Below are 26,325 nucleotides of genomic sequence, written 5' to 3' on the forward strand. Positions count from 1 at the left end.
TAGCCCATAAAAAACGGAGCCATTTTCAGGCTCCGTTCTAGTCAATTATCACTTAATAGCAACACAGTTACTGCGCCAGCTCGCCATTAAACTGTGGCAATGCCTGACGGAAAGCACGGGTTTTCCAGACCATATAAAGCAAGCCAATTGAACCCCATACCAAACCCAGCGTCATTGAGCTGCTTTCCAAATTCATCCACAGCACGCCAACTGTACCTGCACCAATCATAGGCAGAATCAGGTAGCGGAAATGATCCTTGAACGTTTTGTTACAGCGTTCACGGATATAAAACTGTGAAATCACTGACAGGTTAACGAAGGTAAAGGCTACCAACGCACCGAAGTTAATCAATGCCGTTGCAGTCACCAAGTCAAACGAAATAGCAGACAATGCCACGCCGCCAACCAGCAATACGTTGATGGCTGGAGTACGCCATTTCGGATGCACATAACCAAACACTTTCTCCGGGAATACTCCATCTCGCCCCATCACATAGAGCAAGCGGGAAACACCGGCGTGCGCGGCCATACCTGATGCCAATACGGTGACACAGGAGAAGCACAGAATAACTGACTGGAAGAATTTACCGGCAACAAACAACATAATTTCCGGCTGTGACGCATCAGGGTCACTGAAGCGTGAAATGTCCGGGAAATAGAGTTGCAGGAAATAAGACACGACAATAAAGATCACGCCGCCAATCAATGCCGTCAGAAAAATCGCTTTCGGGATCACTTTGCCCGCATTCGGGGTTTCTTCAGACAGTGAACTGATGCCATCGAAACCGAGGAATGAGAAACACAATATTGTGGCCCCGGTTATCATCGGCACCAAGTGGGCATTTTCAGAGTAGAACGGACGTGGACTAACTAGTGTACCCGCGCCTTCGCCCTGATAAACACCGTGAATCAGCAGCCCCATAAAGACCACCATGATAGCCACCTGAACCACAACAATAATCGAGTTCAAGTTGGCTACCACGTTGATACCACGCAGGTTAAACAGCGTCATCAAGCTGACCAACGCGCCAACAAAAATCCACGATGGCACACCAGGGAAGATAGCTTCGAGATAAATTTTTGCCAACAGAATGTTAATCATCGGCATGAACAGATAGTCCAGCAATGATGACCAACCCACCATAAAGCCAACATTTGGGCTAATGGATTTCTGGGCATAGGTATAGGCCGAACCCGCAGACGGGAAGCGCTTAACCAATTTGCCATAGCTGATGGCAGTAAACAGCACTGCTATCAACGCAATGGCGTAAGAAGTCGCGACGTGACCATCGGTCAAGCCGGAAACAATGCCGAAAGTATCGAAAATGGTCATTGGCTGTAAATAAGCCAGACCCATCATCACAACTTGCACCAACGTCAGTGTTTTTCTGAGTTGAACGCGGTTATTGGTGCCAGTTTGATTGGTGCCGACTGCAACAGTTGCATTATGCGTCATGATTCAGCCTCCCCATACCTTTAACCCAATTTGCAAGTGTAGCTCGCAGGTCAGAGGTGACGGGGAAACTTCGTATCTGCCTGGGATACGTAAGTGGGGAAACGAGAGCGGTGTAACGGGTATGTGCTATACCTGTTGCTCCATAATCGCTGCATGTGCAGCGCATACCGGTGGGCACCGGCGCCAGTGTGAATAATTGCCCCATCTTTCTTTCCTCATAACGGCGATTTTCGTATGTGAATAATCGCTCGCGGACCTGTTTATCTATCCGGATCGTTGTCCGGCCTCTTGATTTGTGAAAACACGAATGCAAAAAAATAACCGACGCGTTTAAACGTCGGTTATTCCATGTCGTGTATTTTGCCCTAACTAGGGAGCAAAAAACAAGATGTTAAACCGCTTGAAACAATATTCTTATGACAGTTTGATCTAAACGGCTATTTCTATGCTGTATCAGCGCTGAGCGGCAATTTCCACCCGCTCAATCGCAGCCCACATTTTGTCTGAATTCAGCTCAACAGGCAGATAATGAATTGACTCACTCGGCTTCAGAATTCGGCCAATCACCAACTCAATGGCATCGCGGTCATTAATATCAATATCCAGCGCCGCCAGATGTGTTGGTAAGCCCAATTGATTAAATGCCACAATCAGTGATTGCAAGGCTTCATCCTGCTCCAACAAGGCAGTCTGAACCAATATTCCATAGGCGACTTTAGTGCCATGCAGGAAATGTTCAGTTTGTGGCAATAGTGTCAAACCGTTATGTACCGCATGCGCAGCCGCCACTCGGGTATAGCGCTCACCCAGCCCACCGACCATACCACCACCGGCAATAATTGCATCGACCACATCCAGGAAATCTTGTGTCAACTCACCCTGTTTCACCGCTTGCAATGCAGCCTCACTCTGTTTGAGCAGCACATTGCGAATCTCCAAAGCGGCCTGTAACCCCAAACGAACTGTCAAAGATAACGTTTCTGGTTGCGGGCTAAGGACCACCGCCTCGTACCATTTCGCCAGGGTATCGCCAATCCCAGCCAGCAGATATTCCGCTGGCGCTTGCAAAATAATGCGCGGCTCAACCAATACCAAGTGATTGGCATCTTTGAATATTTCAAAATTCAGTGCTTGTCCGGCATCGTCATACCAAACTGACAGTGGTGTCCAGGCCGCACAAGTCGCGGCAATAGTCGGAATGGCCACCAGCGGCAAACCAAGTTTACGCGCCACTACTTTTGCCGTATCTAATACCGCCCCACCGCCAATGCCTATAACGACTTGCCGATCACTGCCCGCCGCGCTGACTAAATCAGCAACAGTAGATTCACTGCAATGGGTCGAAAATGGAGCGCGCACCGCCTGAGGGCTGTTAAATTCTACTGGCAGATAATCAATCGCCGCGGCCAAAGCACGCTCGCCATAGATCCACAGCGCATTTTCCCGTGCCGCCCGAGGATAAAACTCACTCAGTTTGTCGATAGCGCCTGGAAAAGAAAAATAGTTGGCAGGCCCTACCTGCACTCGAATTGCGTTCGTGCTCATGCCCCTGTTCCTTTTCAATCATTATTTATTTTAAGTTGTGATGTCATCTGCGTTTTCCCATCTTAAGGGCATACTTAGCATTGTTTAATAATTTTTTGATATACCTTAACTATTTTAGTTTGTTGCGAATAATAGAAACTGTGTTAAAAAAGAATGATATAAGCAGCATTATTGACTGCCTGTTTCGTTACAATCTTTTATAGGGCAGTCATCGAAATTATGTCTACCATCACTCCCGCCCGCCTTGAGATGCGAAATATCTCTATCTCGTTTTCTGGATTTCATGCCTTGCAACAAGTTGATTTTACACTGGAAGGTGGGTCGACACATGCATTAGTCGGTGCTAATGGGGCGGGTAAATCGACCTTGATGGCGATCCTTTCCGGTGCCCACAATCACTATCGCGGTGAGATATTCATTGATGGTCAGCAGGTAGATATTCACTCACCCCGTCAGGCAAAACAGCATGGTATTCATGTGGTTCAGCAAGAAGTTGATGTTGCGCTGATTCCAACGCTGTCAGTAGCAGAAAATATTATGCTGGATACGCTAGCTGAACAGGGGCATCTGTTTAACTGGCCGCATCTGTACCGTCAGGCAGAAGCGCTACTCGGGCAACTTGATCTCAAATTGAATGTGCGCCAGCGTCTGGAATCCTGCACATTAGCCGAAAAGCAGCAGGTGCTGTTAGCCCGTGCCCTCTCCCATCAATGCCGTTTTCTGATTCTGGATGAGCCCACCGCGCCACTGGATCAAGAAGAGAGTGCGCGTCTGTTTAGAGTGGTTCGTCGCCTGCAATCCGAAGGGATAGCCATCGTTTTCATTTCGCACCGCATTCATGAGTTACGGGAAGTTTGTGATCAACTGACCGTATTACGCGATGGCCGCAAGATCAGCCATGATGCAATGGGTGACCTGAGTGGTGAACAAATTGTCGAAAAAATGCTCGGCCATACTTTGGATGATATTTATCCCCCTCGACGAGCCGCTTTCAGCGACAAAACCTTATTGTCCGTTAAGGGATTACATGACCAACACAAGTTACACGATATTTCGCTGACATTGCATGAAGGAGAAATTTTAGGGATTGCCGGGTTGGCTGGAGCGGGTAAAACCGAATTGTGCAAAGCCTTATTTGGTGCCACGCCAAGCCGTGTTGATCGGGGTGAATTACAGGGCAAACCGTGGAAACCGCGTTCGCCAGACCGCTCTGTCGCGCAGGGGTTGGCTTTGGTACCAGAAGAGCGACGTAAAGAAGGCATTTTTATCCACGAAGGTATCCCGATGAACCTGAGTGTGGCCGCTGATGACAGCTTTTCCCGCTGGAGCATTTTTAGCCGCCGCCAGGAGTTGAGTTGGGCTAAAGCGCTTATTCAGCGACTGGGAGTCCGCACCTCTTCGCCGCAACAAAAACTGGCCCGCTTATCTGGGGGGAATCAGCAAAAAGTGGCGATCGGTAAGTGGTTGCGCGGGAATGCCCAAGTGCTGATTTTTGATGAGCCAACCAAAGGGGTGGATATCAAAGCCAAACAGGATCTATTCAATCTGATTGATGGGTTAGCACGGCAGGGAAAAGGTATTATTTATGCTTCCGGTGAATTCTCTGAATTAGTCGGTTTATGTGATCGTATCTGTGTGTTGTGGGATGGGCGTATTGTGGCTGAACTGAATGCCGCCGATATCGATGAAGAAACATTATTACTATTTTCAACTGGAGGAACCCCTCAGTGAGTAAAGAAATACCCCTGCAAGACGCACAGCCGTGGCGTCACCAGTTGTTTGATTTTCTCTACAAATGGGGGATGTTGCTCACCGTTGTGGCGCTAATCGCGTTATTTGGGCTAGCCTCAGACAATTTTCTTGATCCCAACAATATCATCAACATTTTACGCTCCATTGCTATTGTGACCGTGATTGCTATCGGCGTGTCGATTTCCCTGTCGATTGGCGGCTTTGATTTATCGGTTGGCTCCACCGCGTCGCTGGCGAATGCCATCGTAGTATCACTGTTTGTCTGGTACGGGTTTGGCACTACCGGAGCCATCATCCTGACCTTACTTATTTGTACTCTGGTGGGGCTGTTTAATGCCTTTCTGATTGTGGTGCTGAAAATCCCCGATATGCTGGCAACCTTGGCCAGCCTCTTTGTGATTCAGGGCGTGGCCATGACGTATAGCTATGGTGGCTCTATTACGCAGAATATGCTGCTACCCAGCGGCGATATGGCGGAAGGTGTCATTCCTGAGATGTTTTCAGCGCTGGGTCAAGTGCCGGTGATAGTGCTTATTATGTTGGCGGTAACAATTGTAGTGCAGTTGTATTTGTCGCTGACCAAGCATGGTCGTCGGATGTATGCCATCGGTGGAAATCCGGAAGCGGCGCGTTTGGCGGGCATTCGAACGGTGCGTTATCGAGTGCTGGCTTATGTATTGTCATCTCTGCTGGCGGCGCTGGGGGGAATTTTGCTGGCATCCAGGATTGGCTCGTCACAAGTCAATGCCGGCGGCGGCTATCTGATGGATGCCGTGGCAGCAGCCTATATTGGCTTTTCACTCGCCGGTTCCGGTAAACCCAACGCCTTCGGCACCTTAATTGGTGCGATTATCCTTGGTGTACTGCAAAATGGGCTGGTGATGCTGTCAGTGCCTTACTACGCGATGGATATTATCAAAGGATTGGTTCTCGCGATGGCGCTGGCACTGACCTATATTCATCAAAAGCGGTGATATACAGATAAGTGAAAGGCTGTACGTAGTATGCAGCCCTTTCATTTGACTAATTCAAAGGCATTCTTGCCGGGTCTGGGTATTGATATTCAAACCCTAATTCACTGCAAATCTTACTCCCATCAATCTCGCGGGGTGCTTCCTCCACCTCCTCGGGTGCAAACTCAGGTGGTGTCAGTTGTAACGCACGCGCGCACTCAGGGTAAAAATCGCGTTTGCGCGGATGGGCTGGCGCGCACAGGTTGTAAATATGGCCGCCTCTGGGCAGATTGAGCAGCAATTCGATGGCAGAAATGACATCTTCCTGATGCACCAAATTAACGCCCTGCGAACCACCTTTAACATTAGTTTTACCGGCAAGGAAACGGCCAGGATGGCGATCTGTTCCCACCAGCCCCGCCAGACGTAAAATATCCACCGAGGTATTGGGTAATTTGTGTAACCAGAGTTCGAGCTCTGCCAGCGTTTTGCCCGCAGAGGTCACCGGTTGCAGGGGGGAGTCTTCTTTGATTCGGCCACGAGTTTCGCCATAAACCGAAGTAGAACTGGTAAAAATAATGCGAGGTACACCGAACGCTAACGCACTGTCGACGACCATCTGCACCGCTTGAAAATACTGTTCCCCCCCTTCAGCTGTACGGCTAGCTGGCAAGGTGATAACCAGTGCATCTACCGTCATTAACTGTTCTAAGTCATCCGGGTCGCAAATCAGCTCCGGCGTCAGTTTCAGTTGATAGCAATCAATTCCGCTCATTCTGGCAGCGTCAACGCCATCTAGCGTGGTTTTACTTCCGACGACCTGCACCCCGCGTCGGACCAGTGATTGCGCCAGTGGCATGCCCAGCCAGCCCAAACCAATAATGGCTACTTTTTTCATCTCAATTACCCTCGACCGGTTCATACCGACAACCCACTCCATACTAATAACCTACGCCAACGAATGTCACCTAATAATGACTCGATATTATGCACGTATTTTTATTTGTCTGTGTAATGGCTATACGTAACAATTTCCTGCTTAAACTGACAGAAAAATGAGAGATAACCGCTGAAAAGAAAACGATTACTGACCGATAAATCGCAACTTATCACCGTGATGTAAAGCCGTCAGGTGAAAAAAAGGTTGCGCGCTACCCGCAGGATGGTTTACGTTGATTGACAGAAATTATAGCACGTCACAAATATGGCTATTCTGATTATCTCAGGAAGCCCAAACAGAGAAGCTACTATGAATCGCGTTCAATTTAATCACCATCATCACCATCATCCTGACTAGTCTTGCAGGCCGATGTGTGCTGGAAGACGGTTAACGAATCTTCCAGGTGGCGGTAGAACGCAATAGAGAAAGCCCTCGGAAGATAATCTTCCGAGGGCTTTTTTGTTGCTCACCATTTTATAAAGTTAAAAGAGAAGAGGATTACCATGCTGGATAAAACACGTTTACGCATTGCGATGCAGAAATCAGGCCGCCTCAGTGACGATTGCCATGAGCTGTTGTCGCGCTGCGGGATTAAAATCAATTTACAACAACAACGCCTGATTGCTTTTGCTGAAAATATGCCAATCGATATCCTGCGTGTACGTGATGACGATATCCCGGGGCTGGTGATGGATGGAGTGGTTGATTTAGGGATCATTGGCGAGAACGTACTGGAAGAAGAGTTGCTGAGCCGCCGTGCGCAAGGTGAAGACCCACGTTACTTCACCTTACGCCGTCTAGATTTCGGTGGTTGCCGACTGTCACTGGCCGCATCGCTTGATACCGAGTATACCGGCCCACAATGTTTACAAAATAAGCGTATCGCCACCTCTTACCCACACATTTTAAAGCAATATCTTGATAAGCAAGGTGTGACTTTTAAATCCTGTTTGCTCAATGGTTCAGTTGAAGTGGCACCACGTGCCGGTTTGGCCGACGTCATCTGTGATCTGGTGTCAACCGGTGCCACCCTGGAAGCTAATGGCCTGCGCGAAGTTGAAGTAATTTACCGCTCTAAAGCTTGCCTGATTCAGCGTGATGGCGAAATGCCAGCTGATAAACAACAGCTGATTGACCGCCTGATGACCCGAATTCAGGGTGTGATTCAAGCACGTGAATCCAAATACATCATGATGCACGCGCCAAGTGAACGTCTGGACGAAATTATCACGCTGCTGCCGGGTGCCGAGCGCCCCACCATTCTGCCATTGGCCGGTGACAAGAGCCGCGTAGCGATGCACATGGTGAGTAGCGAAACTCTGTTCTGGGAAACCATGGAAAAACTGAAAGCACTGGGTGCAAGCTCTATTCTGGTATTACCGATTGAAAAGATGATGGAGTAAGGAATGCAGCCGACGAATTTCAATACCCTAATCGACTGGCAGCAATGCAGCGAAGAACAGCAAAAAGCGCTGTTGAGCCGCCCGGCTATTAATGCTTCTGAGCGAATCACCGCAACAGTCGGTGAGATCCTTGACCGGGTGAAAGACGAGGGCGACAGCGCCTTACGTGATTTTAGCCAACGCTTTGATACCGTGCAGGTGGCTGATATTCGCATCAGTAGCGATGAAATAGCCGCAGCTGCCAGCCGCTTGAATGACGACATCAAGCAAGCTATGGCGCAAGCGGTGCGTAATATTGAAATCTTCCACAACGCGCAGAAAATGCCAGTGGTGGATGTTGAAACTCAACCGGGCGTGCGTTGCCAGCAAATCACCCGCCCGATTGCTTCCGTCGGCCTGTATATCCCCGGCGGTTCTGCTCCGCTACTGTCTACCGTATTGATGCTCGGCACCCCAGCGCGCATTGCCGGTTGCCAGCGAGTTATTTTATGTTCTCCTCCGCCTATAGCTGATGAAATTCTGTATGCCGCGCAATTGTGCGGTATCCAGGAAGTGTTCCAAATTGGCGGAGCCCAGGCGATTGCTGCAATGGCATTTGGCAGCGAATCAGTGCCGAAAGTGAATAAAATCTTTGGGCCGGGCAATGCTTACGTCACAGAAGCAAAACGTCAGGTCAGCCAACGTTTAGATGGTGCTGCGATAGATATGCCAGCAGGCCCATCAGAAGTATTAGTTATCGCTGACAGCGGCGCGACACCGGCGTTTATCGCCTCAGACTTGCTGTCTCAGGCTGAGCACGGCCCAGACTCACAAGTGGTCTTACTGACACCAGATGCCGCGATTGCTCAGGCCGTTGCGGTCGAAGTTGAGCAACAACTTAAGCAATTGTCCCGCGCTGACATTGCCCGTCAGGCACTGGAAAGTAGCCGTTTGATTATCACCAAAGACTTGCAGCAATGTATTGATATCAGCAATCAATACGGGCCTGAACACTTGATTCTGCAAATACGTCAGCCGGAAGATATTATCGATAAAATTGATAATGCCGGCTCAGTGTTTATGGGGGACTGGTCGCCAGAATCCGCGGGTGACTATGCCTCTGGCACCAATCACGTATTACCGACTTATGGTTACACCTCAACCTATTCCAGTTTGGGATTGGCTGATTTTGTTAAGCGTATGACCGTGCAGCAATTAACTCCGCAAGGCTTGCTGGGTCTGGCATCAACCATTGAAACGCTGGCTCAGGCTGAACAACTGACCGCCCACAAAAACGCCGTTACCCTACGCGTCGCTGCCCTGACAGCCGCCCAAAAGGAGCAAACATGAGTCAATCTGCCAATGTCACGGAGCTGGCCCGCGCCAACGTCCGTGCCCTGACACCTTATATGTCTGCCCGCCGTCTGGGCGGTAATGGCGATGTGTGGCTCAATGCCAATGAATATCCATTAGCGACAGAATATCAGCTAACAGCGCAGACCTTTAACCGTTATCCTGAATGCCAGCCTGAACGGGTTATCGAGCGTTACGCTGCTTATGCCGGTTTAGCAACGGATCAAGTTTTGGTCAGCCGTGGAGCCGATGAAGGAATTGAGCTGCTAATCCGCGCCTTCTGCGAGCCGGGGCAAGATGCCATTCTGTTCTGCCCACCGACCTATGGTATGTATGCCGTCAGCGCCGAAACCTTTGGTGTTGAATCGCGCGCCGTACAAACCAAAGCGGATTGGCAGCTAGATTTACCGGCGATTAAAGCAAGTTTAGATCGGGTAAAACTGATCTATATTTGCAGCCCCAATAATCCAACCGGTAATTTGATCAACCCGGCTGATTTGCGCGAAGTGCTGGAGTTGGCACAAGGCCGCGCTATTGTGGTTATCGACGAAGCCTATATTGAATTTTGTCCACAAGCTTCGGTGAGCAGTTGGCTAAAAGATTATCCGAATTTAGTCATTTTGCGCACCTTATCGAAAGCCTTTGCATTAGCTGGTTTACGTTGTGGTTTTACCCTGGCGAACAGCGATATCATCCAATTGCTACTTAAAGTGATTGCGCCGTACCCACTATCCACACCGGTGTCAGATATCGCCGCACAGGCACTCAGCCCGCAGGGCTTAGAGCAAATGCGCCAACGGGTAAGCGAAGTGAAAGCTAATCGTGAATGGCTACAAAATGCGTTGCAAAATTGCGCCTGTGTTGAGCAAGTGTTTATCAGTGAAAGTAACTATTTATTAGCGCGCTTCACCGCCTCCAGTAGCGTATTCAAAACACTGTGGGATCAGGGCATTATTTTGCGCGATCAGAACAAGCAACCGAGCCTATCTAATTGCCTGCGTATCACAATTGGTACCCGTCAGGAATGTGAGCGCGTGATTGCCGCCCTTATTCCCCTGCCAGGTGTTGATAGCCCGAATAATACCAATACTGCCAGCCTCCGTAAGGAAACGATATGAGCCAGAAATTTCTTTTTATTGACAGAGACGGCACCCTGATTGCCGAGCCACCGGAAGACTATCAGGTTGATCGGCTGGAGAAACTGGCGCTGGAGCCAGATGTGATCCCGGCATTATTAGCTCTGCAAAAAGCGGATTATCGTTTGGTGATGATCACTAATCAGGATGGTTTGGGTACAGCCAGTTTCCCGCAAGAAACCTTTGATCCACCACACAACCTGATGATGCAGATTTTTAGCTCTCAGGGGATCAATTTTGAGCAAGTTTTAATTTGCCCACACTTACCGGCGGACAACTGCGCTTGCCGTAAACCCAAAACCGCATTAGTCGAAAGCTATCTGGCCGAAGGTGTGATGAACAACGCCAACAGCTATGTTATCGGCGACCGCGAGACTGACCTGCAACTGGCACAAAATATGGGCATCAGTGGCTTGCGTTATCAGCGCGATGGATTGAATTGGTCACAAATTGCCAAGCAACTGACCCAGCGCGATCGCCATGCTCACGTTAACCGTGTCACGAAAGAAACTGCCATTGATGTTGATGTCTGGCTGGATCGCGAAGGCGGTAGCAAGATAAAAACCGGCGTCGGCTTCTTCGACCATATGCTGGACCAAATCGCCACTCACGGCGGCTTCCGCATGGATATCCAGGTCAGTGGCGACCTCTATATCGATGATCACCACACCGTAGAAGATACTGCATTGGCATTGGGTGAGGCGATTAACAACGCACTGGGCGATAAACGCGGGATTGGCCGTTTTGGTTTTGTACTGCCAATGGATGAATGCCTGGCACGCTGCGCACTGGATATTTCCGGTCGGCCGCATTTGGAATACAAAGCGGAGTTTAACTATCAGCGGGTCGGCGACCTGAGCACCGAGATGGTCGAGCACTTCTTCCGCTCTCTCTCTTATGCCATGGCCTGCACCCTGCACCTGAAAACCAAAGGCCGCAACGATCACCACCGGGTTGAAAGTCTGTTTAAAGTGTTTGGCCGTACTTTACGCCAGGCGATCCGTGTTGAGGGTAATACTCTGCCAAGTTCCAAAGGGGTGCTTTGATGAATGTGGTGATTCTGGATACGGGTTGCGCCAACCTCTCCTCTGTCACCTACGCGGTGCAGCGTTTAGGTTATGCACCGGTTATCAGCCGTGACCCGGAAATCGTTCTGCGCGCCGATAAGCTGTTTTTACCCGGAGTGGGTACAGCTCACTCGGCGATGGAACAGTTGAAGCAACGTGATCTTATTGAACTTATCAAGAGCTGCACCCAACCGGTGCTAGGTATCTGCCTCGGAATGCAATTGCTGGCAACCAGCAGTGAAGAGAGCGGCGGTATTGAAACACTCGGTATTATTGATACGCCGGTAAAACAGATGATGGACTTCGGTTTGCCACTGCCGCATATGGGTTGGAATAAGATTACGCCTCAGGCGGGCAATCATCTGTTCCGCGGTATCCCAGACGGAACTTATTTCTACTTTGTGCACGGATATGCAATGCCAATATGCCCAAATACCATCGCCCAAGCCAATTACGGCGAGCCGTTTACCGCCGCTGTCGAAAAAGACAACTTCTTTGGCGTGCAGTTTCATCCGGAACGCTCCGGAGCCGCTGGAGCCCAATTGCTGAAAAACTTTCTGGAGATGTAAGCACCATGATTATTCCCGCTTTGGATTTGATCGAAGGCAAGGTGGTGCGTTTGCATCAGGGCGATTACGGCCAACAGCGCGACTATGGCAATCACCCTTTGCCGCGCTTGCAGGATTATCAGCAGCAAGGTGCTCAAGTATTACATCTGGTCGATTTGACCGGTGCTAAAGATCCCGCCGCCCGCCAGATCCCGCTGTTGCGTGAGCTACTGGCTGGTGTTGATGTCCCGGTGCAAGTTGGCGGTGGTATCCGTAATGAGCAAGATGTTGTCGCACTGCTGGACGCTGGTGCAACGCGTGTTGTCGTTGGCTCAACCGCCGTTAAACAGCCGGAAATGGTGCAACAATGGTTTGCACGCTACGGTGCTGAAGCCATTGTATTGGCACTAGATGTACGTATTAATGATGCAGGTCGCAAAGAAGTGGCGATCAGTGGCTGGCAAGAAAACTCCGACACCACATTGGAGCAGATTGTCGAACAATATCTGCCTTTCGGCCTAAAGCATGTGTTATGCACGGATATCTCCCGCGATGGCACCTTGAGTGGCTCGAATGTCGAGCTGTATCAGGAAATGTGCCAGCGCTACCCACAAGTGGCATTCCAAGCCTCTGGCGGCATTGGTTGCCTGGATGATATTGCCCGTTTGCGTAGCAGCGGTGTGCAAGGTGTGATTGTCGGCCGTGCACTCTTGGACGGTAAATTTAACGTGAAGGAGGCGATTGCATGCTGGCAAAACGGTTAATTCCTTGTCTGGATGTAAAAGACGGCCAAGTGGTTAAAGGCGTCCAGTTCCGCAATCATGAAATCATTGGTGATATCGTGCCGTTGGCACAGCGCTATGCACAGGAAGGCGCTGATGAGCTAGTATTTTATGATATCACTGCCTCATCTGATGGACGGGTTGTTGATAAAAGTTGGGTATCACGAGTTGCGGAAGTGATTGATATTCCGTTCTGCGTCGCAGGTGGCATTAAGAGTGTGGAAGATGCCGGTCAAATCCTAACTTTCGGTGCGGACAAAATCTCAATCAACTCACCAGCACTGGCTGATCCGACGTTGATTACCCGCCTGGCCGATCGCTATGGCGTACAATGCATCGTGGTAGGTATTGATACCTGGTATGACGAAGAAAGTGACAGTTATCAGGTTTATCAATTTACCGGCGATGAAAAACGGACCAAAGCCACCACCTGGCGGACCGAAGATTGGATAAAAGAAGTCCAGTTACGCGGAGCCGGTGAGATTGTGCTGAATATGATGAATCAAGATGGCGTGCGTAATGGCTACGATTTGCGTCAATTGAAACAGATGCGCACTATCTGCCATGTTCCACTGATCGCCTCTGGCGGAGCCGGAACACCAGAGCACTTCCTGGAAGCCTTCCGTGATGCGGATGTCGATGGCGCGCTGGCAGCCTCTGTGTTTCATAAGCAAATCATTAATATCAGCGAATTGAAAAAGTATTTGTCTGAACAAGGCGTGGAGATAAGAGTGTGTTAAGCGAACAACAAATTACCCAACTGGATTGGGAAAAAGTGGACAATCTGATGCCAGCCATCGTTCAGCATGCCATATCTGGCGAAGTTCTGATGATGGGGTATATGAACAAAGAAGCGCTGGCTGTGACAGAAGAAACCGGCAAAGTCACTTTTTTCTCTCGCACTAAACAGCGTTTATGGACCAAAGGCGAAAGCTCTGGCCATTTCCTCAATGTCGTTAATATCTACCCAGACTGCGATAATGATACCCTGCTGATTCTGGTCAATCCTATCGGCCCCACCTGTCATTTAGGCAATAACAGTTGCTTTGCGCCAGCTGCCAGTGATTGGGGCTTCTTGTATCAACTAGAACAGTTGTTAGCCTCGCGTAAGTCTGCAGATCCAGCCAGTTCCTACACTGCAAAACTGTATGCCAGCGGGACTAAACGTATCGCGCAGAAAGTGGGTGAAGAAGGGGTAGAAACTGCCCTCGCCGCGACAGTGAATGACCGCGAAGAGCTAACAAATGAAGCATCAGATCTGATGTATCACTTGCTGGTGTTATTGCAGGATCAGGACTTGAATCTCAGTAAAGTGATAGGTCGCCTGCGCGAACGTCACGAGAAGTAATTACCTGATTGCTTTTCTTATCAGCAAAAAACGCCCTCGACTCAGCATCTAGGGCGTTTTTATTAAGGCAAATATCAAATACTGACGTTTTGGTTGCCCGCAGTAAGACAGGACAAACACTCAGATCGTAAAGACGCCATTAATCCATTCCTGGAGGCTCGAGCCGCACCGTCCTGGCGCGGACGCTGTACTCTTCTGAGCATTCCACCTGTTTTAAGTCATCGAATCCTCTTTGCCAAAAAAATTAAGACAACGCGTAATCCGTTAAAATGATTACTCCATCCACTCGGTATGGAAAACACCTTCTTTATCAGTACGCTTATAGGTATGCGCACCAAAATAATCGCGCTGTGCCTGAATCAGGTTGGCTGGCAGCACCGCTGAGCGGTAGCTATCGTAGTAGTTAATCGCCGCAGAGAATGTCGGTGTTGGGATACCGTTTTGAACAGCATAAGACACCACATCACGCAATGCTTGTTGGTATTCATCAGCGATTTGCTTGAAGTAAGGTGCTAACAGCAGGTTAGCAATATCAGCATTCTCGGCATACGCATCAGTGATTTTTTGCAAGAACTGAGCGCGAATGATGCAACCAGCACGGAAAATCTTAGCGATTTCACCGTAATGCAGATCCCAGTTATTTTCTTCAGAAGCGGCTTTCAACTGAGAGAAACCTTGCGCATAAGACACGATTTTACCCAAGTACAATGCGCGACGGATTTTCTCGATAAACTCAGCTTTATCACCCTCGAAAGGTTTCACTGTTGGGCCAGTCAGCACTTTAGAGGCCGCAACGCGTTGATCTTTCAGAGAGGATAAGTAGCGGGCAAATACAGATTCAGTGATCAGTGTCAGTGGCTCACCTAAGTCCAGAGAACTTTGGCTAGTCCACTTGCCAGTACCTTTGTTCGCGGCTTCATCCAAAATAACATCAACCAGATATTTACCGGCTTCGTCTTTCTTGGTAAAGATATCTTTAGTGATATCAATTAGGTAGCTATTCAGCTCGCCTTTGTTCCACTCAGCAAAGGTGCTTGCCAGCTCTTCGTTGCTCAAGCCCAAAGACTGTTTCAATAGAGAGTAAGCTTCGGCGATTAACTGCATGTCGCCGTATTCGATACCGTTGTGAACCATTTTAACGTAATGGCCAGCACCGTCTGCACCGATATAAGCCACACAAGCATCGCCATCATCAGCGCGGGCAGCAATTTTCTCAAGAATAGGAGCAACCAGCTCGTAGGCTTCTTTCTGCCCACCAGGCATGATAGATGGGCCTTTCAATGCGCCCTCTTCGCCACCGGAAACACCCGTACCAATAAAGTTGAAGCCTTGTGCAGAAAGTTCGCGGTTACGGCGAATGGTATCTTTGTAATAAGTATTACCGCCATCAATCAGAATGTCACCTTTATCAAGATGTGGCGTTAGTGAAGCGATCGTCTTATCAGTAGCTTCACCCGCTTTCACCATCAGCAGGATACGACGTGGCTTTTCCAGTGAATCAACAAATTCTTCTACGGTATAGCTCGGCACCAGATTTTTACCTGGATTCTCGGCAACGACTTCGTCAGTTTTGTCTGATGAACGGTTAAAAATAGAAACGGAATAACCACGGCTTTCGATATTGAGCGCCAGGTTACGGCCCATCACCGCCATACCGACAACGCCAATCTGTTGTTTGGACATTAAAAAACTCCTGTCTGAGAGATGACACCTGTTACCGGCCCTAAGACCAACAGGTTTTTGATGTGGGAAACATGTTAACTCAGGATTATGTCAGCTGGGTAGTGATTGGTGCGATAGATAGCACAACTGACCAGTTGCTGTTCGCACACGTTTGCTTTATCAGAGATAACGGCCAACCTGATTTATTTATCGCGCCAATTTTATACAAAAAAAAAGCAACCACATGGATTGCTTTTCATTGTTCTAACCATTGGTTAAACCATAAATTCTTTCAGCCAGGCTTTAAACTCAGCACCTTGCTGCGGATGGCGCAGGCCATAAGCGACATATGCCTGCATGTAACCGAGTTTTTCACCACAGTTATAGGATTGTCCGGTCAAGGCCACAGCATCCACTGGCACCTTCTCCGTCAATGCATCAATGGCGTCAGTCAGTTGAATTCGTCCCCAGGCACCTGGCTTTGTTTGTTCCAACAGTGGCCAAATATCAGCAGACAGAACATAGCGCCCAACAGCAGACAGGTTTGACTGTAGGTCAACTGGGCTTTGTGGTTTCTCGACCATAGCTTTAATTTGGCTACTTTCACCCGCCGCCAAATCGGACTTTTCGCAGGAAATCACCGAGTAGTTAGATAATGCCTCTGGCTCGACCGAGTGTACCAATACCTGACTGACACCGGTTTCATCAAAGCGTTTAACCAATTGAGCCAAATTATCCTTAGTCAGATCTGATTTGGCATCATCAATCAATACATCCGGTAACAACACTGCAAATGGCTCATTACCCACCAGTGGCTTTGCACATAGCACAGCATGACCCAATCCTTCAGCATGCCCTTGGCGAATATGCATAATAGTCACACCCGGGGGACAGATAGATTGCACTTCATCCAATAGCTGTCGCTTGACTCGCGCCTCTAACATGGCTTCCAGTTCATAAGAGGTGTCGAAATGGTTTTCGACTGCATTCTTGGACGAATGGGTTATCAAAATAATTTCTTTGATGCCAGCAGCAACACATTCGTTAACCACATATTGGATCAATGGCTTATCAACAATTGGCAGCATTTCTTTCGGAATGGCTTTCGTTGCTGGCAGCATTCTCATGCCTAAACCTGCCACTGGAATGACTGCTTTCAATTTGGTCATAATTAACCTACTGATTATATAAAGCGAAATAAAAATCTATTCATATTCTGTCGATGACAACAGAATTAGTTGATTTGCTGTTTCAGCCAAGCTGTAAAATTTTCACCTTCAGTATTATGACGAACACCATAAGTCACGAAGGCTTTCATATAGCCTAATTTATCGCCGCAATCATGGGATTTACCTGTCATATGGAAAGCTTCAACCGGTTCTTGCTCCATTAACATCGCGATAGCATCAGTCAGTTGAATTTCATCACCAGCACCGCGCGGAGTTTTCTTCAGCAGTGGCCAAATATCTTTGGACAAAACGTAGCGCCCAACCACAGCGAGATTAGACGGCGCATCAGCCATAGAAGGCTTCTCTACCACCGCAGTCATAAGAGTACTTTCACCCGGTGCTAAATCGACATGGCCGCAATCAGCAATGCCGTATTTGGAAACATCTGCTTGAGGCACCGGTTCCACCATGATCTGGCTACGTCCGGTCTCCTCAAAGCGCTTAATCATGCTAGCAAGGTTTTCTGTCGACAAATCAGCTGTTGAATCATCGAGTAACACATCTGGCAACAATACAATAAAGGGATTATCGCCCACCATCGGTTGAGCACACAGTACTGCATGCCCTAACCCTTTGGCGTGACCTTGACGCACTTGCATAATAGTAACGTCCGGCGGACAAATATTTTTAATCTCTTTTAATAACTGCCGCTTGACCCGTGACTCTAGTGCCGCCTCCAGTTCAAACGATGTATCAAAATGGTTTTCTATTGCATTCTTGGACGAGTGGCTTACCAATACAATCTCTTTGACCCCGGCAGCAACACATTCATTAACAATATATTGAATCAAGGGCTTATCGACTACTGGCAGCATTTCTTTCGGAATCGCCTTGGTCGCTGGCAACATGCGGGTGCCAAGCCCGGCAACAGGAATGACTGCTTTTAAACACTTCATTGCGATGACCTCTTCAACTTTGAACAGTTAAATCTGGTTAGATTAATTCTGCGGATTAAGAAAAATAAGCTTGAGTTATTCATTATTCATCTACGTTAAAGCTTACATCAGAATGTTCCTGATTACTTTATTAGAATATCAGTAAATATTTCGTCTGGTTTCATGAATAGGAAGTTGAATAAGTGTTAGACTATTAATAAAAATAAGTCTTATTAAATAATATGAGTACTAAAGCCAAAAATTATTTTTTAATAATCTCATTATATAAATCAATATAGCTTGAAACCATTTTTTCAGAGGTGAAGTTTTCTAAATAACGATTTTTCGCATTGTGACCAAATTGTTCTGATAGCTCAACATTATCCCATAATTTATCCATAGCAATTCTCAATGCTGTAGGATCCGATGGAGGAACAACTATTCCAGTATGTTGATCAATATTTATAAATGTTGTTCCTGTCCCGATTTCGCTTGAGATTAGAGGCTTACCATACATTGCACCTTCTAATAAAGTGATGCCGAAAGCCTCAGAACGTAAATGAGAAGGGAAAACTACTGCATAACAGAGAGTCAAAAGTGCTGCTTTATCTTCATCGGATACAGCCCCAAGAAAATGAATATTATCAATTTTTAACTCTTCAACCTGTTTTTTCAGTTCCAACTCGATAGGCCCAGCCCCGACAATAACAATCGGATAACTTGAGTTTTGAGCTGCCTTGATAAGAATATGAAGGCCTTTATAATAACGAAAGGCACCCACAAACAGGAAAAAACGCGAACCAAATTTATTTTTCCATAATTCAAGGCGTTCTAATGTTGGTATCGGATAAGATTTCTCGTCAAGGCCATAAGGGATAACACTCACTTTATTAGCGAATTTTTTTAAAGTTACGCTTGTAGCGACATAATTTGGAGACGCAGCAACAATGCGCGAAACACTACCAAGAAATCGATTCATTAACGGTGCATATATTTTTAAAATATTTTTTTGCTTAACAATATCCGAATGATAACTAACAACTGTAGGCTTATTAATACCAGAAAGAAAGTGAAGCATATCCATAAAAGGGAATGGAAAATGGTAATGGATTACATCAACCTGACTAGCCAGTTTTTTAAAATCTTTAAGCGCTTGAAATGAAAATGGTGTCGATGCTGCCTCAAAGTTCACTGGTGAGCAGTATACCGTATGTGATCCTATTTTTTGATTTACAATAGAGCCTCGCTTACTCAAAGAAAGTACTGTCGAGTCAATACTACGACTTCCCCCACCCTCACATAATTGAAAAATGACTTGCTCAACTCCGCCGAAAGAATCTGGATAATATGTTTTATAAAAATGTAGCACTTTTATCATTATATTATAATACCTGCTTATAGGCTTTAATTGTTTCCTGAGCACATCGTTTCCAGGAGAAGGTATTAGCCCAATTTAAACCGCCTGTGATTGCAGACTCACGCCAAACCTTATCCTCAATGCTTTTTTCAATTAAAACCGTCAAGGTTTCAACATCTAAAGCGGCACATGTAAGCGCACATTCGCCAACAACTTCAGGTAAAGAGGAGCTATTGGAGCACACCACGGGAACTCCCGAAGCCATAGCCTCCAATACTGGTAATCCAAACCCTTCATACAGCGATGGGAAAATAAAACTTCTAGCACCTGCAAATAGATATGGTAAATCAACCGACTTAGTATACCCGAGATAATATAGCCACCCTTCACGCTCGGCTCGTTCAAAACGGGCATGCAATAATTCGCTTTTCCACCCTTTGAAACCACTAAGCACTAGCGGGTAAGCTTGCCGTAATCCAAGAGATAATCTTTCATAGGCTGACAATAACGTTTCGATATTTTTACGCGGCTCAATTGAGCCCGCAAATAAACAATATTGACCAGCCTGAAGACCATAACTGGATATCACAGCAGCAATCAACTCAGGATCCCGGGGATAAAAGTCGCCACTGCTGGCCAGTTTTGCTGAATAAACTTTATTGTCGGATAAATTGAAGTATTCGATCACTTCCCGTCGGGTAAAATCTGAGTCGGTAATTAAGATGTCTGCACGCTTCATGGTCAATAATAACTCTTTCTGCATGAAACGGACTCGCTCCGGAGGATGACATTGCGGCAATGTAAAGACGGACAGGTCATGAAAAGTCGCTACACTAGGCCCAACTTTAGGAGGCAAATAGAAATTAGGTCCGTGATAAATTGCATCGGGGTGTTTTTTAAGTACTAACGTTTTCAGCCAAGGAGCTGTAAGCCGATATAATTCTGAAACAATCTTACTTTTTTGCGCTAGATGACGTAATCCCTGGCTCGAAGAACTAGTTTCCTTGGCTCGCGGTATCATCTTACTTAGCTTATGTCCCTGAAGAAATGAAAGCTCAGATATCTCAGGGCTTTCATTCAAGCAGTTGGCTAACTCATAAGCATATCGACCAATTCCTGTTAGTGGATATTTAATCGGGTCAGTACCAAATATGACTTTCATACTTATATACCAAGTATCCCTACCAATTTTGATAGGGATTTATTTTAGAATGAGAACCCAGCTTCATTTCTTTTTAAATCAGCTTCAACCATCATTTTACAGAGTTCTTCAAGTGTCGTTTTTGGCTCCCAGCCCAATACATCTTTGGCTTTTTGCGGATTACCAATTAATAACTCAACTTCTGCAGGACGATAGAACTTCGGATTAACTTTGACTAAAATTCTTCCTGTTTCTGTATCAATCCCAACTTCATTATCATCCTTACCTTCAAAGCGCAAATTAAAACCAGCAGCCTTGAATGCCATGGAAACAAAATCACGTACCGTTTCAGTACGGTTAGTTGCCAAAACAAAAGTATCAGGGACATCTGCTTGCAGCATACGCCACATACCTTCTACATATTCCTTGGCAAAACCCCAGTCACGTTTAGCATCCATATTCCCTAATTCGAGAATATCCAGTTTGCCTAATTTAATTTTTGCAACTGAGTCAGTAATTTTGCGAGTCACAAATTCTCGGCCGCGCAGTGGAGACTCATGATTAAACAGAATGCCACTGCAACCAAAAATACCGTAACTTTCACGATAATTGATTGTCATCCAGTGCGCATATAGTTTAGCGACACCATAAGGGCTACGCGGATAGAACGGCGTGTCCTCAACTTGGGGTATCGCCTGGACTTTACCAAACATCTCAGAGGTGGAAGCTTGGTAAAACCGAATTTTAGTATTAACGATACGAATGGCTTCTAACAGATTCAGTGGCCCAATACCGGTAATTTCCGCCGTTGTTGCCGGTTGATCAAAAGAAACACCGACAAAACTCTGTGCAGCGAGGTTATACACTTCAGTTGCTTGCGTAGCTTGTAACAAGCGAATACTGGCAGAGAGATCGGTGAGATCATATTCAACTAAATGCAAATTAGGATGTTTATCTATGCCTAATTCTTCGATACGCCAAAAGTTAACAGAACTGGTTCGACGGTAGGTGCCGTATACTTTATACCCTTTCTCAAGCAACAACTCTGCTAAATAAGCACCATCTTGCCCGGTAATACCAGTAATAACTGCTGATTTCATCACTTCCTCACTATATAATTTCATTAGTGCTTTAGACAAATCCGTAGCATCAAATAATCCCCTATAACTTGTTATTAGTGTGGGGGCAGAAAACTCTTCTATAAATCAATATGTGATAGCCGAAATAATAGCACTAACTAGCATCATCACCAAATACGTCGCTATCAATGCCCATACAAACTGAGAATAGTGGAACCAACACGCCATAATCTACGTCGCATGGAAGTTAACAACCAATTACTCAAAAACGAGTAGCTAACCTTGCTCATCAACTACAAAGGTACCCACACTAATCTGTCCGTATATATTTAGTTAATCAAAAAAATGCCCCCAAAAACCGTTGCAAGAAAGTCTATATTTTTTTGTAAAAACTAATCATAAAAACACATATAAATAACATGATAAAAAGGCTAGTAGTATTATATTGCTATTAGCCATACCGAACAATCACTGAAAATATTTATTTTTTATATTTCTAACTCACAACTAAAATCAGCAATCAGAATTCCATCGTAAATATTACATATGCCGAGTAGCTTAACCGCTGTAACACGATTCAGAAATAATAAGGCCACATAAAAAAATGTCATATTCTAAACTATAGGGGTAAGAATAACAGGAAAAAGATGAGAGCAGTAGCCATCTTTGTATTGCTAAAAAACTAGAAAATTTCGATTCATCGTTCTCTCGATTCAAACCCAAATCGAGAGGTTTGAGACGATGAAACAAGCAGCTGAGTAGAATATTATTATCAGGGAAAGGCAAATTGCATTAGTGTAACATTACTCATTACCTAAACCATTGCCGAATACATTGACGCTAATATTGTTTTCAGGTCAGGCAACTTAGGCTCTTGACCAAGGTACTTAGTCAGCAATGATGGATCTCCCACCAGCCGCCATACTTCATCCTTACGAATATATTGGTTGGCAATTTCTATTTTGGGTCTAAAACCACTTATTTCCTCAAGATAATCAAGTACATCATGACCTGTCCAACCTCGCCCTGAACACAAGTTAACAGTGAATGGCTCTTGATGCCCACGAGACATTAGTTCAGAAATCATCCATGCAGAGCGTTTGGCCTCTACATAATCACGCACAGAGTCAATATTACCTAATTGCAAAACAGGTTTGTGGTCAAAATAATGTCTAACAATTTTAGGTACCAAGAAAGATTCAGCCTGGCCTGCCCCAATGACGTTAAATGGCCGCACTATATGAATAGTTATGTCATTACGATATCTTTCCGCCAGCATTTCCATAACCATCTTACTGTAAGAATAATGGTTTGCTGGATTGTAGGGCAATCCTTCATGTAAGTACTCTGCATCCTGGTTACCATATACACCTGCGGTACTAGCCAGAAGCATCTTAGGTCGCTCAATATCAACACTCAAAACAGCATTAAATAAATTCTCTGTCCCTAATACATTAACACCGTAAATCTGTTCAATATCGCCATGTGTCACAAGGGCTATTGCGGCCAAATGAACAATCCAGTCAGGCTTGAATTCTTCAATCAGAGATTTTAGTTTTTCCGTCTCGAACAGAGTGACAGGAACAAAATCTTCTTTATGCTGGTAGCCAATACAAGTGCCGATAACAATGGCCCCACGCTTTCTTAATTCAGCCATTAAATACTGGCCAATAAAACCACTGCCACCAGTAACTAATACTCGAGTCCCGTTCATTTAACCCCCAATCCTTTATTTACAATCGATTTTAAATCTGCAATAACGTTGTGAGCGCAATCAACCCAAGAGATCGGCACCCATTCTTTGCGAATGCGCTCTTCTCGACGTTGTAGTTCATCCTCATGCACTGAGTAAAATTTGATTTTACTAGCCCAGCCAGCCACATCCCAAGGATGTATATAATCCACCAAGTCGCGTCCAATTTCCCGAAGCGGATCAACATCAGAGGTTAAACAGAATTTTTTATAGCCAAGACTCTCTGGCAAGGTCAAACTCCAACCTTCATATAGGCTAGCCAGTAAAGTGAACTTACAATGACGGTACAAAACATCCAACTGCTGATCAGTCGTTCTGAGGATGAGAATTTTCCCATTAACTCGGTCGTCACGGGAAATGATATCGAAGAGATCCTTTGCTTTCCAGCCAGGGCCACCAACAAAGACAAGTTGCGGGATCTGTTCAAAACCTTCCTCTAATAACTTGAGATAGGCTTTATATAGCGTTTCATGGTTTTTACGTATTTCCAATGTTCCAACGCTCAATATAAATGGGCTAGTTATTCCCATATCATGCAAAATAGTCTTATCCTGAGAGTGTTCGAGTTGTGGAGTTATATCAGAACCAAACTTGAGTGCTATCCCATCAGTAACTGGCCAGCCAAATGAAGACTGCCAAACTTTACCGTCCCGCATTGCTGTCTCGCCGCCATAAATGATGCAATCACTTGCTAATGTTGCTAAGTAGAAGAACCGATTGTACCATTCATATGCTTCAGCAGCGTGTAATTGCGGCGTAATGAGTGGTGTCCCATCATAAATAACCTGACTAAACTTAAAGCCAATAACTTTCTTCGCTTTTATTATTTCAGCAAGTGGCCTTGGATCCCAATTTATACCAGCAGAAAAAACAATATCTCCCGTATCGAATGGAATTGCCTGAGCTGGACCAGAACATAACCTGGCAACTTCTTCCATCATACGTGAATTGATTTCCGCTGCAGAGAGTTGGGAGGTTTCCACAATACGCTCCGGAGAGGCACTATCCGGAATAACTCCGAGTTTATCAGCAATGCGAATGGCTTTATCTCGCAATGCCTTGGGTAAGATGCTGATAAAATAAGCTCCAGATTGCGTATACCTCTTGAAGACCGATTTTTTTTGTGGTTTGTATAGATTCTTATCATCTACAGCTTCTGTTTCAGCAGGAACAGGTAACGGTAATAAACAATCAAAAGGTATTCTATTCCCACGACCAGAGGCTTCCGCTTCTGCCCAGAAACGCTGGAAATCAGCGTACTGGCTTCCTACATCGGGTGACGCGAACAACCAGATTAAATTATCACGCGGAATCTCAAAGAAACGCCCCTCATAAAATGCATAAAATCTTAAACTTGGAACAAGCTTTTCCAAATTATGTGCAAGTATCAACTCACTACGAATAATCCCTGTTACGCCACCACGCCATACAGAATAAGAAAGTGTTAAATCAAACCACATATTAAGAGGAGTATAACTAGGGAAAGATGCATCATTATATTTATTTACAGCACCTAAGATATTGCTACCACATTCCAACCACGAAGTTGAGTGCCATTCATCTTTAATTAATAATTCCCGAGCTTCGCGCTCACTCGGATTGTTAATATAGTAACTAATTTTCTCAGCCCATTGAACAACATCTAATGGATCGATATAAACCGCACAATTTTTTCCAATTTCACGCAATGGCTCCACATCTGCTGCCAGACAAAGCTTATTATAGCTGAAACTTTCAGGCATAGGTAATGCCCATCCCTCGTAGAAACTTGGAAGCATAGTAAATTTACAGTTACGATACAATACATCTAGCTCTTCGTCATTAGGTGACAAAATTAGAATATTATTACCGATCCTTGGATCACGTCGGATAGTATCGATCAAATCTGCAGTGCGCCAACCGGGTTTGCCAACAAATACCATTTGCGGCAGATTTTCTATTTCATCATCTACCAATAATGTAAATGCTTTATATAAAACATCATGATTTTTTCGTATTTCTATCGTACCGACAGTTATAATAAAATCACATGAGATACCCAACCGTTTTAATATTTCCTCGTCTTTTGAGGTATCTTTAACTTTAATAGGATCGGTTCCACCGTAAGGAATTGCAGTGCTTGCGGGAATTCTCCATCCCATTTTTTTCTGATATGTGGTCCCGTCATTCTGAGGACTAATACCACCATATAAGATAAAGTCACAATTTTCAGATATCCAACTAAAGTAACGACGGAAGTTCTCCTCTTCCTGCGGACGATACAAATGATGCGTTGTCTCACCAACTAAGATCGTATCATAAACCATGTAACCTATTTTGATGGTCGGTAATTGTTTTTTGAGTTTAGTAAAATAGATTTCTTTACCACTATCAGACCAACCGACGCTTAGAATAATATCATTCGCTTGATAAGGATGGTTAAATGCATTTGGATCACTGCTAGCTGGACTCTGAGCCATCTGGCTACTATTGCTCAATACTTCACGAGTTTTGATTACCATACCAATGATCTTGGAAGGTAGCCAAGCTAAAACACGTACAATAGGGCGTAAGCTAGTTGGTGTTTCCTGCAGTATAAGAGATAGCGAGTGCTGCAGACGGCGTCCACGGCTTGGCATACTGGCATTCAAACTTGATAAAAAATTATTAATTTTTTGTGTCGCTTGAACGATATTATTTTTCTCAATTTGTACAGATTGTTGGCCCCAAGTTCTTTTAGCCAAATATTCATCTGTAACATTAGCATCACTAAATATCCAAGGAATGTCCTGATGCGGAATCTCGATGAAGTTTCCATCTTTAAACATGCTGAAAGAAATTTCATTATCGAGTTTACCTAAAGCTGCGGCAATTTCCAATTCTGCACGAACAATTCCAACGACACCACCAGCCCAAAGCATTGAGGTTGTCAAATCTAACCATTTTTTACTTTTCATATATTCCTAATTCTATGAGTTCATCAGAGAA

At 45.7% G+C, this 26,325-nt stretch carries 22 protein-coding genes and 1 other annotated feature; of the genes, 11 read left to right on the top strand and 11 right to left on the bottom strand.

Annotation, left to right across the window (positions count from 1 at the left end):
- Positions 1-67: 67 nt before the first annotated feature.
- The gene (locus ACF3VQ_RS13495) at positions 68-1,456 is read right to left on the bottom strand and encodes an APC family permease (RefSeq protein ID WP_392431521.1); all 1,389 of its coding nucleotides are present in this window, start codon (positions 1,454-1,456) and stop codon (positions 68-70) included.
- 453 nt (positions 1,457-1,909) lie between these two features.
- The gene (locus ACF3VQ_RS13500) at positions 1,910-3,001 is read right to left on the bottom strand and encodes an oxidoreductase (protein WP_392431523.1); all 1,092 of its coding nucleotides are present in this window, start codon (positions 2,999-3,001) and stop codon (positions 1,910-1,912) included.
- A 219-nt stretch (positions 3,002-3,220) separates the two neighbouring features.
- Between ACF3VQ_RS13500 and ACF3VQ_RS13505 the strand changes: the two genes are divergently transcribed.
- Both ACF3VQ_RS13505 and ACF3VQ_RS13510 read left to right on the top strand, forming a co-directional pair.
- Entirely contained in the window at positions 3,221-4,732 is a 1,512-nt protein-coding gene (locus ACF3VQ_RS13505) for a sugar ABC transporter ATP-binding protein (RefSeq protein ID WP_392431525.1), read from the top strand.
- Positions 4,729-5,727, top strand: coding sequence for an ABC transporter permease (locus tag ACF3VQ_RS13510; protein ID WP_392431527.1), 999 nt, complete (start codon positions 4,729-4,731; stop codon positions 5,725-5,727). The genes ACF3VQ_RS13505 and ACF3VQ_RS13510 overlap by 4 nt, the downstream gene beginning before the upstream one ends.
- A gap of 49 nt (positions 5,728-5,776) precedes the next feature.
- Here the strand turns inward: ACF3VQ_RS13510 and ACF3VQ_RS13515 are convergent, their stop codons facing one another.
- Positions 5,777-6,604 (bottom strand): SDR family oxidoreductase, encoded by an 828-nt coding sequence (locus ACF3VQ_RS13515; protein ID WP_392431529.1) that lies wholly within the window; start codon positions 6,602-6,604, stop codon positions 5,777-5,779.
- A 351-nt stretch (positions 6,605-6,955) separates the two neighbouring features.
- Between ACF3VQ_RS13515 and hisL the strand changes: the two genes are divergently transcribed.
- The 9 genes from hisL to hisIE all read left to right on the top strand — a co-directional run bounded on the left by hisL (position 6,956) and on the right by hisIE (position 14,262).
- Entirely contained in the window at positions 6,956-7,003 is a 48-nt protein-coding gene (hisL, locus tag ACF3VQ_RS13520) for a his operon leader peptide (protein WP_002231208.1), read from the top strand.
- Positions 6,979-7,109 (top strand) — a sequence feature (His leader region). It overlaps the preceding gene by 25 nt.
- A gap of 40 nt (positions 7,110-7,149) precedes the next feature.
- On the top strand, positions 7,150-8,049 hold the full coding sequence (hisG, locus tag ACF3VQ_RS13525) for an ATP phosphoribosyltransferase (protein WP_004388789.1): 900 nt from the start codon (positions 7,150-7,152) through the stop codon (positions 8,047-8,049).
- A gap of 3 nt (positions 8,050-8,052) precedes the next feature.
- Positions 8,053-9,378, top strand: a complete 1,326-nt coding sequence (gene hisD, locus ACF3VQ_RS13530) for a histidinol dehydrogenase (RefSeq protein ID WP_392431531.1) — start codon at positions 8,053-8,055, stop codon at positions 9,376-9,378.
- Positions 9,375-10,499, top strand: a complete 1,125-nt coding sequence (hisC, locus tag ACF3VQ_RS13535) for a histidinol-phosphate transaminase (RefSeq protein ID WP_392431533.1) — start codon at positions 9,375-9,377, stop codon at positions 10,497-10,499. The genes hisD and hisC overlap by 4 nt, the downstream gene beginning before the upstream one ends.
- The gene (hisB, locus tag ACF3VQ_RS13540; protein ID WP_392431535.1) at positions 10,496-11,563 is read left to right on the top strand and encodes a bifunctional histidinol-phosphatase/imidazoleglycerol-phosphate dehydratase HisB; all 1,068 of its coding nucleotides are present in this window, start codon (positions 10,496-10,498) and stop codon (positions 11,561-11,563) included. Before hisC ends, hisB begins: the two co-directional genes overlap by 4 nt.
- Complete coding sequence (gene hisH, locus ACF3VQ_RS13545) at positions 11,563-12,153, top strand: imidazole glycerol phosphate synthase subunit HisH (protein WP_392431537.1); 591 nt, start codon at positions 11,563-11,565, stop codon at positions 12,151-12,153. The genes hisB and hisH overlap by 1 nt, the downstream gene beginning before the upstream one ends.
- Before the next feature lie 5 nt (positions 12,154-12,158).
- Positions 12,159-12,896 (top strand): 1-(5-phosphoribosyl)-5-[(5-phosphoribosylamino)methylideneamino]imidazole-4-carboxamide isomerase, encoded by a 738-nt coding sequence (hisA, locus tag ACF3VQ_RS13550; protein WP_392431539.1) that lies wholly within the window; start codon positions 12,159-12,161, stop codon positions 12,894-12,896.
- A complete protein-coding gene (hisF, locus tag ACF3VQ_RS13555) occupies positions 12,878-13,654 on the top strand; it encodes an imidazole glycerol phosphate synthase subunit HisF (protein ID WP_392431540.1) in 777 nt (258 codons plus the stop codon). The genes hisA and hisF overlap by 19 nt, the downstream gene beginning before the upstream one ends.
- Positions 13,648-14,262, top strand: a complete 615-nt coding sequence (gene hisIE / locus ACF3VQ_RS13560) for a bifunctional phosphoribosyl-AMP cyclohydrolase/phosphoribosyl-ATP diphosphatase HisIE (protein WP_392431542.1) — start codon at positions 13,648-13,650, stop codon at positions 14,260-14,262. The genes hisF and hisIE overlap by 7 nt, the downstream gene beginning before the upstream one ends.
- Positions 14,263-14,535: 273 nt before the next feature.
- Here the strand turns inward: hisIE and gndA are convergent, their stop codons facing one another.
- The 8 genes from gndA to ACF3VQ_RS13600 all read right to left on the bottom strand — a co-directional run bounded on the left by gndA (position 14,536) and on the right by ACF3VQ_RS13600 (position 26,294).
- The gene (gndA, locus tag ACF3VQ_RS13565) at positions 14,536-15,945 is read right to left on the bottom strand and encodes an NADP-dependent phosphogluconate dehydrogenase (RefSeq protein ID WP_050162624.1); all 1,410 of its coding nucleotides are present in this window, start codon (positions 15,943-15,945) and stop codon (positions 14,536-14,538) included.
- Between the two features lie 254 nt (positions 15,946-16,199).
- Positions 16,200-17,093 carry a UTP--glucose-1-phosphate uridylyltransferase GalU gene (gene galU / locus ACF3VQ_RS13570; RefSeq protein ID WP_392431544.1) on the bottom strand — a complete coding sequence of 298 codons (894 nt, stop codon included), beginning with the start codon at positions 17,091-17,093 and terminating at the stop codon, positions 16,200-16,202.
- Between the two features lie 65 nt (positions 17,094-17,158).
- The gene (galU, locus tag ACF3VQ_RS13575) at positions 17,159-18,049 is read right to left on the bottom strand and encodes a UTP--glucose-1-phosphate uridylyltransferase GalU (protein ID WP_392431546.1); all 891 of its coding nucleotides are present in this window, start codon (positions 18,047-18,049) and stop codon (positions 17,159-17,161) included.
- A 241-nt stretch (positions 18,050-18,290) separates the two neighbouring features.
- Entirely contained in the window at positions 18,291-19,406 is a 1,116-nt protein-coding gene (locus ACF3VQ_RS13580) for a glycosyltransferase family 4 protein (protein WP_392431548.1), read from the bottom strand.
- Positions 19,407-19,410: 4 nt separating this feature from the next.
- A complete protein-coding gene (locus tag ACF3VQ_RS13585; protein WP_392431550.1) occupies positions 19,411-20,547 on the bottom strand; it encodes a glycosyltransferase family 4 protein in 1,137 nt (378 codons plus the stop codon).
- 44 nt (positions 20,548-20,591) lie between these two features.
- Positions 20,592-21,626, bottom strand: coding sequence for a GDP-mannose 4,6-dehydratase (gene gmd, locus ACF3VQ_RS13590; protein ID WP_392431552.1), 1,035 nt, complete (start codon positions 21,624-21,626; stop codon positions 20,592-20,594).
- 793 nt (positions 21,627-22,419) lie between these two features.
- The gene (locus ACF3VQ_RS13595; RefSeq protein ID WP_392431554.1) at positions 22,420-23,319 is read right to left on the bottom strand and encodes an NAD-dependent epimerase/dehydratase family protein; all 900 of its coding nucleotides are present in this window, start codon (positions 23,317-23,319) and stop codon (positions 22,420-22,422) included.
- Positions 23,316-26,294: a glycosyltransferase gene (locus ACF3VQ_RS13600; RefSeq protein ID WP_392431556.1), complete on the bottom strand. Its 2,979-nt coding sequence runs from the start codon at positions 26,292-26,294 to the stop codon at positions 23,316-23,318. The genes ACF3VQ_RS13595 and ACF3VQ_RS13600 overlap by 4 nt, the downstream gene beginning before the upstream one ends.
- Positions 26,295-26,325 lie beyond the last annotated feature (31 nt).

Origin of the sequence: Yersinia fenwicki, from assembly GCF_043099325.1 — a bacterium.
Classification (GTDB): domain Bacteria; phylum Pseudomonadota; class Gammaproteobacteria; order Enterobacterales; family Enterobacteriaceae; genus Yersinia.